This window comes from Flavobacterium sp. (assembly GCF_036741995.1).
Classification (GTDB): domain Bacteria; phylum Bacteroidota; class Bacteroidia; order Flavobacteriales; family Flavobacteriaceae; genus Flavobacterium.
Genome location: NZ_DAINRG010000001.1, coordinates 294,374 through 309,437 on the forward strand (window position 1 = coordinate 294,374; position 15,064 = coordinate 309,437).

The 15,064-nt window shown below is 37.4% G+C and carries 10 protein-coding genes and 1 tRNA gene; 3 read left to right on the top strand and 8 right to left on the bottom strand.

The features are described from left to right. The first annotated feature begins 20 nt into the window (after nucleotides 1-20). On the top strand, nucleotides 21-5,354 hold the full coding sequence (locus tag V7D82_RS01360) for a putative Ig domain-containing protein (protein WP_333599172.1): 5,334 nt from the start codon (nucleotides 21-23) through the stop codon (nucleotides 5,352-5,354). 46 nt (nucleotides 5,355-5,400) lie between these two features. On the opposite strand, the gene V7D82_RS01365 is transcribed toward V7D82_RS01360, so the two are convergent. The 4 genes from V7D82_RS01365 to V7D82_RS01380 form a co-directional block, all read right to left on the bottom strand. Then, a complete protein-coding gene (locus tag V7D82_RS01365) occupies nucleotides 5,401-6,261 on the bottom strand; it encodes a cupin-like domain-containing protein (protein WP_333599173.1) in 861 nt (286 codons plus the stop codon). 102 nt (nucleotides 6,262-6,363) lie between these two features. After that, nucleotides 6,364-7,449: a biotin synthase BioB gene (bioB, locus tag V7D82_RS01370; RefSeq protein WP_333599174.1), complete on the bottom strand. Its 1,086-nt coding sequence runs from the start codon at nucleotides 7,447-7,449 to the stop codon at nucleotides 6,364-6,366. 80 nt (nucleotides 7,450-7,529) lie between these two features. Next, on the bottom strand, nucleotides 7,530-7,970 hold the full coding sequence (locus V7D82_RS01375; protein ID WP_333599175.1) for a hypothetical protein: 441 nt from the start codon (nucleotides 7,968-7,970) through the stop codon (nucleotides 7,530-7,532). A 126-nt stretch (nucleotides 7,971-8,096) separates the two neighbouring features. Beyond that, complete coding sequence (locus tag V7D82_RS01380) at nucleotides 8,097-9,026, bottom strand: bifunctional riboflavin kinase/FAD synthetase (protein WP_333599176.1); 930 nt, start codon at nucleotides 9,024-9,026, stop codon at nucleotides 8,097-8,099. 365 nt (nucleotides 9,027-9,391) lie between these two features. Between V7D82_RS01380 and V7D82_RS01385 the strand changes: the two genes are divergently transcribed. Next, a complete protein-coding gene (locus V7D82_RS01385) occupies nucleotides 9,392-11,719 on the top strand; it encodes a zinc-dependent metalloprotease (RefSeq protein ID WP_333599177.1) in 2,328 nt (775 codons plus the stop codon). Nucleotides 11,720-11,771: 52 nt separating this feature from the next. On the opposite strand, the gene pth is transcribed toward V7D82_RS01385, so the two are convergent. From pth to V7D82_RS01400, 3 genes are all read right to left on the bottom strand, one after another. Then, complete coding sequence (gene pth, locus V7D82_RS01390) at nucleotides 11,772-12,395, bottom strand: aminoacyl-tRNA hydrolase (RefSeq protein ID WP_333599178.1); 624 nt, start codon at nucleotides 12,393-12,395, stop codon at nucleotides 11,772-11,774. Between the two features lie 78 nt (nucleotides 12,396-12,473). Next, complete coding sequence (locus V7D82_RS01395) at nucleotides 12,474-13,082, bottom strand: 50S ribosomal protein L25/general stress protein Ctc (RefSeq protein ID WP_333599179.1); 609 nt, start codon at nucleotides 13,080-13,082, stop codon at nucleotides 12,474-12,476. Nucleotides 13,083-13,120: 38 nt separating this feature from the next. Then, on the bottom strand, nucleotides 13,121-14,062 hold the full coding sequence (locus V7D82_RS01400; protein WP_333599180.1) for a ribose-phosphate pyrophosphokinase: 942 nt from the start codon (nucleotides 14,060-14,062) through the stop codon (nucleotides 13,121-13,123). 263 nt (nucleotides 14,063-14,325) lie between these two features. Between V7D82_RS01400 and V7D82_RS01405 the strand changes: the two genes are divergently transcribed. Further along, nucleotides 14,326-14,405, top strand: a tRNA-Leu gene (locus V7D82_RS01405). An 89-nt stretch (nucleotides 14,406-14,494) separates the two neighbouring features. Here the strand turns inward: V7D82_RS01405 and V7D82_RS01410 are convergent. Beyond that, the coding region (locus V7D82_RS01410; RefSeq protein ID WP_333599181.1) for an efflux RND transporter permease subunit at nucleotides 14,495-15,064 on the bottom strand (570 nt) is incomplete at its 5' end.

The following is a 15,064-nucleotide window of genomic DNA, read 5'->3' on the forward strand; positions in this document are numbered from 1 at the left end:
AAAACATAATTCATTTTATAATGAAAATAAAGATACTTTTTTTAGCCTTGTTAGTGAGTGCTGTTTCTTGGGGACAATATGCCATAACAGGAGTTGGGTCGGGCAACACTTATACTCAAAATTTTGATGCATTTAGAGGTACTGCTGTAACTTTGCCAACAAATTGGGCTGTTACAACCGCCAGTTATAATGCCACATATCCAATATTAACATCTGGTGCAGCATCGCCAACAGTTGCAAATGCAAGTGGGAATAATTGTTATGCAGGAAGAGCCTCTAGTGCAAGTTCGGATTATTCTATTTTACAAAAACAGGCAACTTCTGGCTCAACAACTTTTGTTTTTAGTGCAACAAATAGCACAGGAGCAAATATCGATGGATTTGTAATTACTTGGAATGTTGAACAATTTTCTTCTCAGGGTAGAGCAACTACAGTTGATTTTTCTTATAGAATTGGAGCGGGAGCATACAGTACGACAGGAGTTTCAGGAACAACGTTGTACACTTCAACAACAGGTTCTTCAACAACTTTTTCAGTGGTTCAAACGGGTTATTCAATCACAGTTACTGGTTTGACTATAGCTGCAGGTTCAACGGTAGATTTTAAATATTCAGTTGCTAATGGACCAAGTTCTGGTAGTAATGCCCATGTTGGAATTGATGACTTTACTATGTATGCTACAGGAACGCCTCCAGCTATTCCCGTAGTAACCGCCTCAACATTTTCAGGAACAGTGGGAACCGCTTTTAGTAATAGTATAGTAGCTACGAATTCGCCAACGAGTTATGCCATAGCCAATGCTACTTCTTTGCCTGCCGGACTTTCCTTAAATACAACCACAGGAGCCATCACCGGAACTCCAACAGCAGCGGGTACTTTTACTACTGATGTTACCGCTACCAATGGTGCCGGAACCAGTGCGATTGTCACTTTAACTTTTAATATAGCGTCACCACCAGTACCGGTTGTCACGGCATCCACTTTTTCGGGTACAGTAGGAACAGCTTTTAGTAATACCATTGTCGCTACGAATTCGCCAACCAGTTATGCTATCACTAGCGGAACATTACCGGCAGGACTTTCATTTAACACCACTACAGGTGCCATTACCGGAACACCTACCGCGGGAGGTTCTTCCACTATAAATGTCACTGCCACAAATGCCGGTGGTACTAGTGCTGCGGCAACCATAACTTTTAATATAGCTGTAGTTATAGCTCCTGTGGTTACAGGGGCATCATTGTCGGGGACAGTGGGAAGTGCTTTTACTTACACTATTTCGGCAACCAATTCGCCAACGAGCTATGCTTTGGCCAGTGGGACATTACCAACAGGATTATCCTTAAATACGACTACAGGAGTTATCTCGGGCACACCAACCGCTTCGGGTTCGTTTTCTGTAACCGTTACGGCAACCAATGCCGGCGGAACAAGCCCGGCGGCTACAATTAGTTTTACAATAATTTCGACAGCCTGTGTGACTCAAGGTTTTGCTTCGGGAACGACACCACCGTCAGGATGGATTTTTACAGGAATTACAGGAACTTATTCTTCAGCGGGGAATTATGGACTTGCTTCTCCTTCTCTAAGTATGGATTCCACCAATGATGTTATTACTACGGAAGTTTTACCAACGGGTAATGCCGCATCACAACTTTCATTTTGGTTTAAAGGACAAGGGATAAATACAGGTTCTACATCAACCTTGCAGGTAGATGGCTATGATGGTACATCATGGACAAATATTGAAGTAATTAGTAGTGCTACCCTTATTTCAAGTAGTAGTGCTGCCATTACCAGAACTTATAATTCAGGTTCAACACCTGTTTTGAATTCAGGGTATGTGCGTTTCAGACTTACTTATAAAAAAGACGTAGGGAATATCGCTATTGATGACATAGGTGTTAACTGTACCACCACCACTGTAAATCCACCCGTAGTTACTGCGGCTACAGAGACTGCTACAGTAAGTTCGGCCTATTCTTATTATGTTGTTGCTACTAATTTCCCTACCAGTTATGCTATCACCAGTGGAACATTACCAGCTGGACTTTCCTTTAATACAGCCACCGGGCAAATCTCAGGGGCGCCAACATCAACAGGTTCTTATGCTATTGATGTAACAGCCACCAATTCGGGAGGAACGAGTGCTTCGGCTACTATTTCTTTCACGATAGTGTCTTACGTTGCCGGATGTTATACGGTAAATTTTGATGATGGATCGACCAAAGCTTCTTATGTTGCAGATGATGTTTCACTTAACGGTAAACTGTGGAATTTATCAGAAACGTTGGTAGGTGGTTTATCCAATGACTTTGGTACAGGGACTTACGCATTAAGAATGAAATCAAGTTATGATGCCGCTGCAACTATGATACAAGATAAACCTAACGGAATTGGGACAATATCTTTTGATTACAAAAAATACGGAACGGATACATATATTGACCAAGTTTTCAATGTTGAATATAGTAAAGACTCCGGGAATACTTGGATATATATAGGAAATGTAGTGCCATCATCGTCAACTATAAATACATTTAGTGCTACGGTAAATCAATCAGGCCCTATAAGAGTTAGAATCGTTTTTGCCTCTGGAACAGAAAGTGGACTTTCATTTAGATTTAATGTTGATAATTTGAGTATTTGCGATTATTTAAATACAAAAGAAATTGAAGTTTTTGGTAATGCAACAACTATTGCCAATAATTCTGTAGCTGTTTCAGTAACCAACAATACATATTTTAGCCCCAATTATTTTGTGGGAGATACTCCGATTGTAAAAACTTTTGTGGTGACAAATAATGGAACCGGGACTTTGAATTTATCAAGTTTGTCAATATCAGCGAGTACTTTTTACACCATTACTAGTGGATTGTCTAGTTCAACATTAACAGCCGGGCAAAGTGCTACTTTTACCATTACGTTCTCCTCAAATTTTACGGGTCTTAAAAATGCTACCGTAACGATTAATAGTGATGATGCGGATGAGGGAGCGTTTAATTTTTTAATTAGTACGCTGGTCTTCAATTACACAAAATGCACTTTGTTACCTCCAAGTTACATTGCCCAACAAGATTTTGATAGTAATGTTTCATATACCTATACAACAGGTACTTCAAATTTGAACACTAGTATTGCAGGAGGTACTAATTATGGCGATAATAGGAGTTCAAAAACTAGTATGTTCTTAGGGTCTAATAGCCTCCAGTCTTTTAACAATTTAAACACTTTTACATTTGCTACCTTAAATACTCAAAGTTATCAAAATATTGAATTTAGTTTCAACATGGGTGCATATGGAACAACTACAAGCGATGGGATGGAAACATCGGATTATGTTTTGATTTCTACTAGTATAGATGGAGGTGTTACCTATTACCCGCAACTTAAAATTACCGGGAATGCTAATTCAATTTTTGATATTAATAATGCATTGTCGACTAATATAGCGGTTTATAAAGTTAATTCAACTAATCCGACACGCTTTGGAACGTTAACAAGTTCAACTAACACAACGGCGAGTACTTTTAAAATAACTGGTCTCCCTAATGTGGCTGATTTAAGAATTAAAGTAAGTATTTTATCTAATAAAGCTCTGGAGATATGGGCGATTGATAATATAGCTGTCAAAGGACAGTTACCGTTAACTACAACTTGGGATGGAACGACTTGGAATCCGAGTGCGCCAACAAGCAGTACTAAGGCAATCATTGATGGTTATTATGATACAACCACAAATGGAGGAAGCGTACAGGCGTGTGAATGTACAATTAATGGAGGTAATACCTTTAATGTTTCCGCAGGGGATTATTTAGAGGTACAAAGCAATTTAACAACAAACGGTACGCTAAATGTGGCTAATAATGGAAGTCTTGTTCAGTTAAATGATGAAGCTGTGAATACTAATAACGGAGTGACCAGCATTGCCAGAAGAACATCGCCATTTAAAAAATATGATTATACTTATTGGTCATCTCCTGTTGAGAATGCTACCATTAGCTCAACATTTATAGGATGGAGAACGGATTATTCATTCCAGTTTACAACCGCTAATTTTTCGGATACCCTTACTATTAATAATGCAGGGGCTGTAACGGCAAGTTCACCTGATGGTTTTGATGATTATTCGCCTTGGGCATGGCAAAATTACACCGGAGCTATGACGGTAGGAAAAGGATATGCCATTATGGGGCCAACAACCTTAACGTTTTCTCCAACAGCCACCACATCTGTTACTTTTTCCGGAAAACAAAATAACGGAATTATCTCATTGCCATTGACTTTGAGCGGCAATTCGGGGAATGCTAATGACGATTTTAATTTGATAGGGAATCCATATCCGTCTTCCATTTTTGGAGATACTTTTATTAATTTGAATCCGGATATTTCAGGGACATTGTATTTTTGGACGCATAACGTAGCCATATCTACTTCAAATCCTGGCCCGGATGTTTATAACTTCATAACCAGTGATTATGCGATGTATAATTTGTCCGGAGGAGTAGCTAGTGCAACTGGTAGTTCACAACCAACGGGTTACATTGCTTCAGGAGAAGGCTTTTTTATAGAAGCAATAAATGCCAACAGTGCTTTGTTCAATAATTCTATGAGAGGGAAAACATATAATAATTCTAATTTTTATAAGCATACCTCCAACCAAGGACAAACAAATGAAATTGCCAGAAGCAGAATTTGGCTGAATTTGCAAAACCCGGATGGGATGTTTAGCCAACAGTTAATTGCCTATAATAACAATGCTACATTGGGGTTTGATAAAGGCTATGATGGAGCGGTTAATGTTTCCAGAAATTACGTGAGTTTCTATTCCTTTATTGATATGGATAAATATAGAATTCAAACACGATCGGGTTTCAGTCTGGATGATATGGTTCCGCTGGGATTCTTTACGGCTTCCACCGGGAATTATAGTATTAGCCTGGCTGACTTTGATGGTGTTTTTCAAAATGAAAACATTTATCTGCAAGATAACGAGTTGAATATTATACACGATTTGAAACAAGCACCTTATACATTTACTTCTAATTACGGAACATTTGATACTAGGTTTGTGCTGCGATACACGAATGAAGCATTAAGTAATCCTAGTTTTGACAGTATTGCTAATAGTGTTGTGGCTTCGGCCAATCATGGTCAATTAACAGTGAAATCGTATGTCGAAAAAATGAAAGACATAACGGTTTTTGATTTGTTGGGCAGACAACTTTTTGAAGCTAAAAATTTAGATAGTAATGACTATAGCAGTGCTACCATCTCAGCTGTTCAGCAGGCTTTGATTGTGAAAATAACTTTAGATAACGGTACAGTAGTTACAAAGAAGATAATCCTTTAACCGGTAGGGACTCCAATAAAAAAGGGCTGATAGTATCAGTCCTTTTTTATTGGTGCTTATTGGTGTTTTCTATGGCTTTATGGTTTTTGTATTCTATCCATTTTTGCCCTTTCCATTTGCGCATTATAGTGTCAAAATTCCGCATGATAAAAACATTATAAGCAGCTTTTGACAAATTGGTGATGCTGGTTGGGAAAGCTCTCAAACTCATGGAAAATCCCGGAGTAACATATTTCATATAATGCCAATATCCTTCAGGCATGTAGAGCATTTCGCCATGTTTGAGTTCAGTTACCAACCCTTTTGCTTTTTTTAACGCTGGCCATTTGTTGAAGTCGGGATTGTCAAAATCTATATCTTCTCTGGATATCAAGGCGTGCGGGACTTTGTATAGATAAGGGGTTTGGTCTGGAGCGAATAACATGCATCTCTTTTTGCCATGGAAATGAAAATGCAAAATATTCGAATAATCAATATCGTAATGCATAAACACTCTTGAACTTTCTCCACCAAAAAACAGCATAGGGAGTTGTTTTACTAGTTTTAGTCCAATGTCTGGCCATTTAAAATCTTTCTTTAAAGAAGGAACTTCTTTGATTAGATTGTACAGAAAAATGCGATAGTTGGTTGGTTTTGATTGAAGCAAATCAATATAGTCAGACATTTTCATTTGGGCATGAGCTTCGTTAAAACCGTCTTTGTGCGAAACCGGTCTGTCGTCATAAAGCGGTACCGTTTTATCACCAGCTACAGCTTTGATGTAATTTAAATTCCACTTTTCATAGGCTGGCCAATCAGCGGTGAGTTGTTCAATAACAACCGGTTTTTGTTTCCTGACATAGTTGTTATAAAAATCTTCTTTGCTAATCGTTTTTACGCGTTCAATTTCTGACAGTGCTAACGCCATAGATAGTGGTTAAAGGGAATTACAAAAAAAATGCTCTCAGCTTGTGGCTAAGAGCAAATTTAAAAAAGGTTTCCCAAAAAGTAAACAAGTTGTGTTAAAATCTTATTTGCCTTTAGTGGATGCTTCTAAGTTTCTTTCTATGGTGTGGCCCGGTCGAGTCCATTTTGGTTTTTCGCCCAGAGATTGGTATTCCGAATCTACAGCTTCTACCGTTTTAGGTTGCATTATTTTGATGAAAGGTTTTTGTGCCACTAGTCCCAGTGTTTCAAACATTTTCATGTCTTCATTTACATCCGGATTAGGAGTTGTCAACAATTTATCTCCTGCAAAAATTGAATTGGCGCCGGCAAAGAAACACATAGCTTGACCTTCGCGAGACATTTCGGTTCTTCCGGCTGAAAGGCGTACTTGGGTTTCGGGCATTACAATACGTGTAGTGGCCACCATTCTAATCATTTCCCAGATTTCCACCGGTTTTTCATCTGCCATTGGAGTTCCTTCTACGGCAACTAGCGCATTGATTGGCACTGATTCCGGTTGTGGGTTTAAAGTGGATAAAGCGACCAGCATTCCAGCTCTGTCTTCGATGCTTTCTCCCATTCCGATAATGCCACCACTACAAACTGTTACGTTGGTTTTACGAACGTTCTCAATGGTATTTAATCGGTCTTCAAAACCACGGGTAGAAATAACCTCTTTGTAATAATCTTCCGAAGTGTCTAAGTTGTGATTGTAAGCGTACAATCCGGCTTCGGCTAATCTTTTAGCTTGATTCTCGGTTAACATTCCCAAAGTACAACATACTTCCATATCCAGTTTGTTGATGGTTCTCACCATTTCCAATACTTGGTCAAATTCTTCTCCGTCTTTTACATTTCGCCAGGCAGCACCCATACAAACTCGGGAAGAGCCGTTAGATTTAGCACGAAGTGCTTGCGCTTTCACCTGACTTACGGTCATTAAATCATTGCCTTCCACGTTAGTGTGATAACGGGCAGCTTGTGGGCAATAGCCACAATCTTCTGGGCAACCGCCTGTTTTTATGGATAATAAAGTGGATACTTGAACTACGTTTGGATCGTGTTGCTCCCTATGAATTGTAGCAGCTTCGTAAAGCAAATCCATCAAGGGTTTGTTGTATATCGCGATGATTTCTTCTTTAGTCCAATTGTGTTTGGTAATACTCATAGGTGCCATTTTATATTGCACCAAAAGTAGTTAATTTGTTATTAAGTTACAATTTTGTGGACTATTAAAGGGGGAAAGTTTTAATCTTCGGCTGAGGTTTTATTTCTCCATAATTGCATCGCTACAAAAACCATAATTACAGCTGAGGCCACTCCTTCAAATAAAACGCCGATACAATACTCATTGGCGGTTGGTTTGCCACCAAATAAAAATTCACCAGAAAGATTGTCGATGTATTGATTTCCGCCTCTTAAATAAATGTAAGTGAGTAAGCCCACAACACTGAGAAGTACTCCTATAATAGCGGTTATTCCGGCTGAAAGCAGGTTGGAGACATAACCTGATTTGCCTTCTTTTATGTTGGATTTCAATGTTCGGCTGACCCCATAGAATACAAAGGCGGCATTAAAGGCTCTCAGGTAAAGAATTTTTGACAAACCAAAAAATTCCATAATCAAAAAATAAATAGCGATTCCGGCGAAGATTACAATTCCGTTGGCGAGTTCTTTTGGCAGTTTCATCTTGATAGGTTTTTAAGTGAGTAATCAAAAGTTGTCTATCAAATTTAATAAAATATCTTGAAATATTTAATCATTTAACAAAAAAGAAAGGAATGTTTTATCTAAAAGTCAATAAAAATAGAATTATTATAATTGACTTATGTAATCTTGAGCTGCCATTTTATCTAACCCTAATTGTGCTTTGAGCCCATCAATGGATTCGAATTTTTGCTCTGAACGGATCCTTTTTAAAAGAGAAATAGTAATTTTTTGATTGTAAATGTCTTTGTTGAAATCAAAAAAATGAATTTCTATGGTTTGCGATGTACCGTCAACCGTTGGGCGAATGCCAATGTTCATCATACCATAAACCGTAGTTTCGTCAATGATGCTTTTCGCAATATAAACTCCATTGGATGGGATGAGTTTATAACTTTCTTCAATTTTTAGGTTAGCCGTTGGATAGCCAATGGTTCGACCCAATTGCTTTCCTTTTGATACTATTCCGGTTAGTGAGTAGTTATATCCTAAATAATTATTGGCTAATTCAATACTTCCTTCTATTAGTGCATTTCTGATTTTGGTAGAACTGATGGAAACTTCATTGATTTCTTGGGCTGAGATTTGTTCTACGTCAAAATTATAAGTTTCCCCAAAAGCAATCAGATCGTCAATATTGGCGGTTCTGTTTCGTCCAAAACGATGGTCGTGGCCTATGATTATCTTTTTTACTTTAAAAGTGTCTACCAATACTTCTTTGACAAATTCCTCAGCCGTTAATCGGGAAAACTCCTTGTCAAAGGGATGAATAACTAAATTGTCAACTCCTAAATTTTCGAGTAAAGCTATTTTCTCCTCGAGAGTGTTGAGTTGTTTCATTTCGGTATCCTCCTGTAAAATCATTCGGGGATGAGGGAAAAAGGTCAATACCAAACTTTCACAATCTAACCGATGGGCATTAGTTGTGATTTGGTCTATTATTTTTCTGTGCCCAAGGTGAACACCATCAAAAGTTCCAATAGTTACAATGGTTGGTTTTGTGGTGTTGAAAGATTTTATGGAGTTGACTATTTTCAAGGCTACACTAAGTAAAACGCAAAAATAGATTTTTGAATTGAAAAACAACAATTTTCAAGGTTATAAAATAAATGGAAAAAAGTTTCGGTGAAAAAGTAGGGTAAAAAGAGCGTTAAAGGTTAATTATAGATAATCAAACCAAAATAATCACAAAAATTGGTCAAATATATTGTGATTTGTCAGATAACGGTTTTTAATTGAAATTATAAAAAGTTAATTGGTAATTGAAAATTGTTAAAAAACATCTCAAAAAAGCACAATTAAAAAGAATATTCTTAGAGGTTTTACCCTAATGAGTTAATTTTTTTTTATTTGCGTAAATTAATAATATATTTGACTGCCAAAAAACAATTTAAATTATAAAAATGAAAAAATTATTACTTTTTTTAGCCATTGTTCTCTCTTTTGGACAAATGCTAGCACAGGCGGGAACAAGTTGGAGAAAAATCAGTTTGCAAGATGTTTCTAAATACACCAGAGTTAGAGAAAACATTACTGCTGAGGATGAGCAATATTTTTCTTTAGACCTTAACAGTTTTAAACAAACGTTAGTAAATGCTAAAGACAAATTTTCTAATCAACCGGGAGTTTTAGTGGAAATTCCTAACATGAATGGAGAAATCGAAACTTTTGAAGTTTGGGAAAATTCTAACTTTGATGCAGAATTACAAGCCAAATATCCAAGCATTAGAGCTTATGCAGGAAAAGGAGTTACCGATGCAAAAGCGACCATAAACTTTAGTCTTTCCCCTCAAGGAATTCAAACTATGATTTTCAGAGCGGATAGCGGTATGGAGTTTATTGAAGCCTATGATAAAGGAGCCAATGCCTATGTTGTCTTTAATTCAAACAACAGAAACAAAGGGAAATTACCATTCAAGTGTAGTACTATTGACAGAACTATAATTTCTGATTTGGGGAATCAGTTAAATTTGACTAACAAATCAAATAATAAAAAATACAGCACATTAAAGTTAGCTATTTCTTGTACTGCTGAGTACTCTAATTATTTTGGAGCAACCAGTGTTGCTGGAGAGTCATTAGTTATTGCGGCTTTTAATGCTACCATGACACGTGTTAATGGTGTTTATGAAAGAGATGTTGCAGCGCATTTAAATATTATTGCTTCAACCACTAGTGTAATTTATTACAATGCAGCTACAGATCCTTATGATGATGCTGATATAGGAACAGGAAATAGTGCTACTAACAACTATATTTCTACATGGAATGCTCAGTTGATGAATGCATTGCACAATACATTAACCGACACTCCTTTTGATATTGGTCATCTTTTTGGACAAAGTGGCGGAGGGGGTAATGCCGGTTGTATAGGTTGTATTTGTAGTAACGATATGTCAGTAGATACAGATGGCAGCCCAACAAACTATAAAGGAAGTGGTTTTACTTCGCCTTATGATGGTATCCCACAAGGTGATAATTATGATATCGATTATGTTGCCCACGAAATGGGTCACCAACTTGGAGCGACACACTCTTTTACTCACTCGTACGAAGGAACAACTTCTCAAGTGGAACCAGGTAGTGGGTCTACTATTATGGGATATGCTGGTGTAACAAGTCTTTACGATGTTCAAGCGCATTCGGATGCCTTATTTGCATATAAAAACATTGCTCAAATCCAATCGATTTTAAATTCAAAACCATGTCCTGTTAAAGTAACAATGACAGACGCAGTGCCAGTAGTAAGTGCAGGTGCTGATTATATAATTCCTAGAGGTACCCCATTTTTACTTACAGGTACTGCTACAGATGCTGATGGAGATGCTATGACTTATGTTTGGGAAGAAAATGATTTAGGAACCTCTGCAACGGCAGGTAACTCTAGTAAAGTATCTGCAACAAAAGCAGTAGGACCTAACTTTAGAACTTTTTCAGTAGTTAGCACACCAAAAAGATATTTGCCTCAAATGAGTAAAATTTTATTAGCTCAATTGACAACAGCTTCCAATTGGGAATCAGTTTATAATGCTACTACTGCAAACCGAGATTTTAATTTTACATTTACAGCTAGAGATAATCATGCTGGTGGTGGTCAAACTCAAACGGATGCTATGAAAGTAACTGTGGATGTGACAAAAGGGCCATTTGCTGTAACATCACAAGCTACAACCGGAATAACTTATGCAGGAAGTACAACACAAACAGTTACTTGGAATGTTTTAAGTACTGATGCTTTGGCCGGAGGCGCTACAGTTGATATCTTGTTATCAACCAATGCCAATTTGGGTAACCTCGCTACATTTGATACTGTTTTAGCAACCGGAGTAACTAATAATGGTTCTGCTACAGTAGTTATCCCTAATTTGGCTGCTACTTCTGCTAACTGTAGATTTATGGTAAGAGCAAACGGGAATATTTTCTTTGCAGTAAATTCTAAGAATTTTACAATCACTCAAAACTTAGCAACGGAAGATTTCGGATTGCAACATTTTGTATTGTATCCAAATCCAAACAAAGGAAGTTTTAACATCCAGTTTGATTCGGCTATTTCAAATGAAATAAAAGTGAATGTTTACGACATGAGAGGAAGAAAAATATTTGATAATACTTACTCTAATGAGCCATCGTTTAATCAAAATATTCAATTGAATAATGTTGAAACCGGAATTTATCTGGTAACAGTTATTGATGGTAACAGAAAAGTTGTTAAAAGAATAACTATAGAATAAAAACTATAGTGTATAACAAAAATAAAAACCTCTCAGTATTTGAGAGGTTTTTTTATTTTCCGTTAAAGCTGTTCATGGTATTGGCTAAACCAGCTAAAGCAAACGATTCTATGATTTCTTTAGCAATCACAAAGCGTTCCATAAGTTTTACCTTTTCAGCTTCATGCCATTCCCCAAGAACATAATCTATCTGTTGCCCTTTTTTAAATTCATCGCTGATACCAAATCGAAAACGCGGATATTCAGCAGTATTTAAAATAAGCTGAATATTTTTCAAACCATTATGGCCGCCGTCACTCCCTTTTGCTTTAATACGGATGGTTCCGAAAGGCAAATTCAAATCGTCAGTAATGACTAGTATATTTTCTTTGGCAATGTTTTCTTTCTCCATCCAATATTTTACCGCTTTACCGCTGAGGTTCATATAAGTATTCGGTTTCAGAAGGATTAGTTTTCTTCCTTTTACAGTATATTCGGTAACAGCACCCAGTTTGGCTGTTTCAAATGACAAGTTTTCTTCCCGAGCCACATAATCCAACACTTTGAAGCCGATGTTGTGGCGCGTATTGACATATTCGGCACCGATATTCCCAAGGCCGACGATGAGGTATTTTTTCATTCCTTCTGCGTTTTCTGAAGTTTTGTTTTTGGTAAATAATTTGGCAAACCAATTCATTTGGTAAAAGTAGCTAATTTGATTTCATAAAAAAAGCACCAGTGTGAACTGATGCTTTTAGGTATAAGGTTTTGAAAATTATTTTTTCTTTCCTTTTGCCGGAGCTTTTGCTGCTTTTGCTGCTTCCTGAGCGGCTTTCATAGCAGCACGTGAAATCTTCACTTGAGCTACCACAGTGTTGTCCGGGTGCATCAATTTGAAGTTTTTCGCTTCTAATTTGGTAACGTATAATTTGTTACCCATTTGCAATTCTGAGATGTTTGCTTCAACATAATCAGGAAGATTTTTTGGTAAAGCTTTCACTTTCAATCTTCTTTGATTTAAACGTAAATCACCACCTAACAATACACCTGGAGAGGTTCCAACAACTTTAACGGGAACTTCCATAGTGATTTCTTTGCTTTCGTTTAATTGAAAGAAATCAATGTGTAAAATTTTGTCAGACACTGGGTGAAACTGAATGTCCTGAAGAATAACATTGGTAGTTTTTCCAGCCAAATCAACTACAACGGTGTGTGCGTTTGGAGTGTAAACCAAGCCTTTGAATGCTTTTTCTTCTGCTGCAAAATGTACTGGTTGACTTCCTCCGTAAATAACGCAAGGAACCATTCCAGCATCACGTACGGCTTTCGTTGCCTTTTTGCCTACGCTTTCTCTTTCTGATCCTTTAATCGTAATCGATTTCATTGTAAAAATATATAGTTAATAAAAAATACGTAATTGAATTACATCAGGAATTTACCACTGATGGAATTGTTGTGTTGCACCATGTGCATTACTTCAGCAAAAAGAGGCGCACAACTCACCACTTTTATTTTATTGGATTCTTTCTTTAACGGAATAGAATCGGTTACGATCAGTTCCAGCAATTTAGAATTCTCCAACTTTTCATAAGCATCTCCCGAAAGGATAGCATGCGTACAAATAGCTCTCACGCTCAAAGCTCCTTTCTCTATCATCAAATCAGCGGCTTTGGCTAGCGTGCCTCCGGTATCGACCATATCGTCAACCAGAATCACGTTTCTTCCTTTTACCTCTCCAATCAACTCCATCGTGCCAATCACATTGGCTGCTTTTCGTTGTTTGTAGCAAATCACCACGTCTGATTCTAAAAACTTAGAATAAGCATAAGCTCTTTTGGAACCTCCCATATCGGGCGAAGCAATTGTTAAATTATCTAATTGCAGACTTTTAACATAGGGCAAAAAGATAGTCGATGCAAACAAGTGGTCTACCGGTTTTTCGAAAAACCCTTGTATCTGATCGGCGTGTAAATCCATCGTCATGATTCGGGTGGCACCGGCAGTTTCCAATAATTTGGCTACTAGCTTGGCTCCAATCGGAACTCTGGGTTTGTCTTTTCTGTCCTGTCTTGCCCAACCAAAGTAAGGAATCACGGGAGTTATGTGTCGGGCTGAGGCTCTTTTGGCAGCATCAATCATTAACAAAAGCTCCATTAAATTGTCTGCGCTCGGAAATGTAGAGCAGACAATAAAAACGCGTAATCCTCTTATCGATTCTTCAAACGAAGGTTGAAATTCACCATCACTATATTTTGAGAACGTAACTTTACCCAGCGGAACTCCATAATGACTGGATATCTGTTCGGCTAGATAGACGCTTTGCGAACACGCAAATATCTTTGCTTCTGGTTCTAAATGCGACATTATAATTTGTTGTTTTTATCCGCTGCTTTCGATACAATTTGGCCTTTTTATTTGTCAAAAGCTTTAGGTGTATAAATGCCTCGGGTGTAGTTAGTTAGTTGTGTGTTGCTGTAACGCGGTGCAAATTTAGAAATTAAATCCGACTCTGAAAGGATATTTTTAACTATTTTTTTGATAGTATGAAGAAAATTTATTTACATTTGCACCCACAAATTGATAAACATCAATGTCCGGATGACTATATTTTAGTCATTCAATCCTTAGCCCGGATGGCGGAATTGGTAGACGCGCACGACTCAAACTCGTGTACTTAGGTGTGTGGGTTCGATTCCCACTCCGGGTACTAAACCTCTCAGTAATGGGAGGTTTTTTTATTTGGGATTAAAACGAATAATCAAGAACATTAAAACTCACTCCTTTTAAGAATGCTGACTATTCGAGATGTTTAAAATGCTTTTCATTTTTATACACCAAACATAATAAACTAGGCAGTACAATAAGCAGTAACGGCATGGCTATAATAAATCCACCTATTACAGCTATAGCCAATGGTTGATGCAATTCTGAACCGGTTCCTATTCCAATTGCTAATGGTAAAAGTGCAATTATAGCTCCCAAAGCAGTCATTAATTTTGGCCGCAAGCGCGTGGAAATAGAATAAATGATCGATTGATTGACATTTCGGGTCACTTTGAAGGTTTCCCTAAATTGCAGGAATGTAAAAATAGCATTTTCAGCAATAATCCCCACAATCATAATGATACCGGTATAACTACCCACATTCAATGGGGTTCCTGTAATAAAGAGCAACAAATAACTGCCCGAGATTCCCAAGACCGAAATTAAAAGAATAGTTAAAGCCACTCTAAAATCCCTATACAAAAATAATATCACTCCAAAAACGAGCAATGAAGAACTTATCAGAATCATTAATAACTCCCGGAAGGATTGTTGTTGGTCTTTATAGGCACCACCATATTCGATATAATAACCATTAGGCAG

Bases quoted from the DNA above. Each gene is read 5' to 3' on its own strand.
- V7D82_RS01360 (WP_333599172.1), top strand. From the start codon at position 21: ATGAAAATAAAGATACTTTTTTTAGCCTTGTTAGTGAGTGCTGTTTCT.
- V7D82_RS01365 (WP_333599173.1), bottom strand. From the start codon at position 6,261: ATGGCGTTAGCACTGTCAGAAATTGAACGCGTAAAAACGATTAGCAAA.
- bioB (WP_333599174.1), bottom strand. From the start codon at position 7,449: ATGAGTATTACCAAACACAATTGGACTAAAGAAGAAATCATCGCGATA.
- V7D82_RS01375 (WP_333599175.1), bottom strand. From the start codon at position 7,970: ATGAAACTGCCAAAAGAACTCGCCAACGGAATTGTAATCTTCGCCGGA.
- V7D82_RS01385 (WP_333599177.1), top strand. From the start codon at position 9,392: ATGAAAAAATTATTACTTTTTTTAGCCATTGTTCTCTCTTTTGGACAA.
- pth (WP_333599178.1), bottom strand. From the start codon at position 12,395: ATGAATTGGTTTGCCAAATTATTTACCAAAAACAAAACTTCAGAAAAC.
- V7D82_RS01395 (WP_333599179.1), bottom strand. From the start codon at position 13,082: ATGAAATCGATTACGATTAAAGGATCAGAAAGAGAAAGCGTAGGCAAA.
- V7D82_RS01400 (WP_333599180.1), bottom strand. From the start codon at position 14,062: ATGTCGCATTTAGAACCAGAAGCAAAGATATTTGCGTGTTCGCAAAGC.